The organism is Ochrobactrum sp. SFR4 (assembly GCF_019730395.1).
GTDB lineage: Bacteria > Pseudomonadota > Alphaproteobacteria > Rhizobiales > Rhizobiaceae > Pseudochrobactrum.
On record NZ_JAAPBB010001046.1, the window covers coordinates 1 to 253 of the forward strand.

Below are 253 nucleotides of genomic sequence, written 5' to 3' on the forward strand. Positions count from 1 at the left end.
CAAACTGCTGCTGATGCCTGCTGTGGTCTTTGTTATGGCTTGGTTCCTCGGTCTGCCGCCGTTGAGTGCTAAGGTGGCCATTACAGCTGCGGCACTGCCGTCCGGCGTCAATTCCTATCTGATTGCCACGCGATTCGGTGTCGGGCAGGGACTGTCTTCGACTTCGATGGTACTGGCAACAGCAGCCTCCGCTCTGACACTGGCAATGTGGATTGCTCTGGCGCAGGCTGTCTGGGGCTGAGACAGCTGATGT

General features: G+C 58.1%; 1 protein-coding gene. It reads left to right on the forward strand.

What is annotated here, in order from left to right:
* A partial coding sequence (locus HBA93_RS22245) for an AEC family transporter (protein ID WP_221724687.1) occupies nt 1-241 on the forward strand: 241 nt, incomplete at its 5' end.
* Between the last annotated feature and the right edge of the window lie 12 nt (nt 242-253).